The following is a 2,461-nucleotide window of genomic DNA, read 5'->3' on the forward strand; positions in this document are numbered from 1 at the left end:
GAACGGATATGTCCGTGCTTTGCGCCGGTGGGCGTGGCGAGCTCGACGACGCCGCCGCCGCGATGCTGGCGCAGGTGCTGGAGGTCCAGGGGGCGACCGTATCGAAAGCCGGCTTTGCCGACATGGAGCCGGCCAGCATTCGCCGCCTTGAGCTCGAGACCGTCGACACCGTCGTAGTCGGCTTCCTGAACCGGGATTCCGTCAAGCACGCCCGCTTTCTGGTTCGCCGGCTGAAGCGTGCCAAGGCCGCGCTTCGGGTGGGAATCGTGTTCTGGTCGGAGGCCGCTGCAGAGGACAAGGAGACGGCCGGCAAACTGGCCCGCGATATGAACGCGGATTTCGTGGCGCATGGCATGGTCGACGCCGTGCTGGGCGCGCTCTCAAACGAGCCGCCGGTCGCTCTCAAGCTCGTCGCCAAACGGCGCATGCGGCGACAGCGGGCCGCGTCCAAGAAGGTCACGGCGGCAGCGGCGGATTAGGCCCTGCCTTTGCCTTCTTCGGCAATGTCGGGGTCGACAAGCCAGGCACGAATTGCGGAAAATAGTTCACACCGATGTCGATTTCCGGGAGGCCCATTCGTCTTCACGATAGGGAGCCGAAGAATTCGCCCAATCAGGAACGATGCGATGACAATCACCATCACGGCATTTGAGCGATCGCCCGATCGCGGCAAGGGACTGGCGCGCGATACGCGCGTTCGCTGGGCGCTCGAAGAGGTAGGGCTGCCTTATGAGGTTCGGTTTGTTTCCTTCGCGCAGATGAAGGCGCCGGACCATCTGGCCCTCCATCCCTTCGGCCAGATCCCCACCTACGAGGAGGGTTCTCTCTCACTGTTCGAGACCGGCTCGATCATCCTTCACCTTGCCGAGCAGCACGCGGGCCTGCTGCCCGGCGATCGCGATCCCCGCGCGCGTGCGATCACGTGGATGTTTGCCGCACTTAACACAGTCGAGCCGCCGATCCTCGAATTAACGACGGCAAAGATATTCGAAGCTGACAAGCCCTGGAGCGAGGAGCGTTTGCCATTGGTGAAGGATCGTGTTCGCGCCTGTCTCGACAGGCTCTCGGCTCGCCTGGGCGCCGCCGAGTGGCTCGACGATGCATTCAGCGCGGGCGATCTGTTGATGGTATCGGTGCTGCTGCGACTAAGAATGTCGGGCATTTTGGACGAATATCAAAATCTTTCTGCATATGTAGCGCGCGGTGAAGCTCGGCCTGCTTACATCAGGGCTTTCGCTGCGCAATTTGCGGTCAACGCTCCACCAGCCAGCTGAAACATTGGCTGATAAAGCCGAGCCGACGGCAGATTTGACATCAGCAGCAGCCGAAGAGTTGAGCGAGGGCATTGCCCCTCAGAGCGAGACGGGCGGTGCCCCTACCGGTCGACCATCGCCATGCCCCGCTCGGTGTAGCGCGGGCCGGAGACTTTTCCCGGCGCAAGCGCTTCGTCGAGCGCGGCCATCTCGGCGGCATCGAGTTTGATTGTGGCGGCGGCGACGTTCTCTTCCAGGTATTTTCTGCGCTTGGTGCCGGGGATCGGCACGATGTCGATGCCAAAGCCGTCGCCCTTCGCCAGCAGCCAGGCCAACGCGACCTGGCCGGGCTTGACGCCGCGCGCAGCAGCGATGTCGCTCACCTTGGCGGCCGCCTCGACATTGGCGTCGTAGTTTTCGCCCTGGTAGCGCGGGTCGTTGCGGCGATAATCGCCGTCGGGATAGTCTTCCGCGCGCTTGACCTGGCCGGTGAGAAAACCTCGGCCGAGCGGCGAGAACGGCACCAGGCCGATGCCGAGTTCGCCAAGCAGCGGGATGATCTCCGGCTCCAGATTGCGCTCCCACAGCGAATACTCGCTCTGCACCGCCGACACCGGATACACGGCATGCGCCCGGCGGATGTTGGCCGCGCCGGCCTCCGACAGGCCGAAGAAGCGCACCTTGCCTTGCGCGACGAGTTCGCCGACGGCGCCCGCGACATCCTCCATCGGCACCGCCGGGTCGACGCGGTGCTGGTAGAGCAGGTCGATACGGTCGGTTCCGAGGCGGCCGAGCGAGGCTTCCACGACCTCACGAATGTGCTCGGGCCGGCTGTCGGTTCCAGCCTGCTTGCCGTTTTCGATGCGGAAGCCGAATTTGGTGGCGATCGTCACCTGGCCGCGCTTGCCCTTCAACGCCCGGCCGAGCAATGCCTCGTTGGTATACGGGCCATAGACCTCGGCGGTGTCGAGGAAGGTGCAGCCGAGTTCGATGGCGCGGTGCAGCGTGGCGATGGACTCGGCCTCGTCGGCCGGCCCGTAGGACTGGCTCATGCCCATGCAGCCGAGGCCGATGGCCGAGACCTGCAGCCCCTGGCTGCCGAGCTTGCGTGTTTTCAGGGTCATGGCAGGCGTTCTCCGGGAAGGGTCCAGGAATTATAGCAGCCGATCGCTCAATTCCCACAGGGTGTTCGGCCGCATGCCGATGGC

Annotated in this window: 2 protein-coding genes and 1 pseudogene; 2 read left to right on the forward strand and 1 reads right to left on the reverse strand. The window is 64.2% G+C overall.

The annotated features are described in order from the left end of the window. Both EN750_RS29245 and EN750_RS29250 read left to right on the forward strand, forming a co-directional pair. A pseudogene (locus EN750_RS29245) lies at nt 1-479 on the forward strand (AI-2E family transporter); the annotation flags it as partial. Nucleotides 480-626: 147 nt separating this feature from the next. Then, nucleotides 627-1,274, forward strand: coding sequence for a glutathione S-transferase family protein (locus tag EN750_RS29250; RefSeq protein WP_127398829.1), 648 nt, complete (start codon nt 627-629; stop codon nt 1,272-1,274). 101 nt (nt 1,275-1,375) lie between these two features. On the opposite strand, the gene EN750_RS29255 is transcribed toward EN750_RS29250, so the two are convergent. Next, nucleotides 1,376-2,377, reverse strand: a complete 1,002-nt coding sequence (locus EN750_RS29255; protein WP_127398830.1) for an aldo/keto reductase — start codon at nt 2,375-2,377, stop codon at nt 1,376-1,378. Between the last annotated feature and the right edge of the window lie 84 nt (nt 2,378-2,461).

Origin of the sequence: Mesorhizobium sp. M7A.F.Ca.ET.027.03.2.1, assembly GCF_003999175.1 — a bacterium.
GTDB lineage: Bacteria > Pseudomonadota > Alphaproteobacteria > Rhizobiales > Rhizobiaceae > Mesorhizobium.

Coding starts and splice junctions, on each gene's coding strand:
- EN750_RS29250 (WP_127398829.1), top strand. CDS start 627: ATGACAATCACCATCACGGCATTTGAGCGATCGCCCGATCGCGGCAAG.
- EN750_RS29255 (WP_127398830.1), bottom strand. CDS start 2,377: ATGACCCTGAAAACACGCAAGCTCGGCAGCCAGGGGCTGCAGGTCTCG.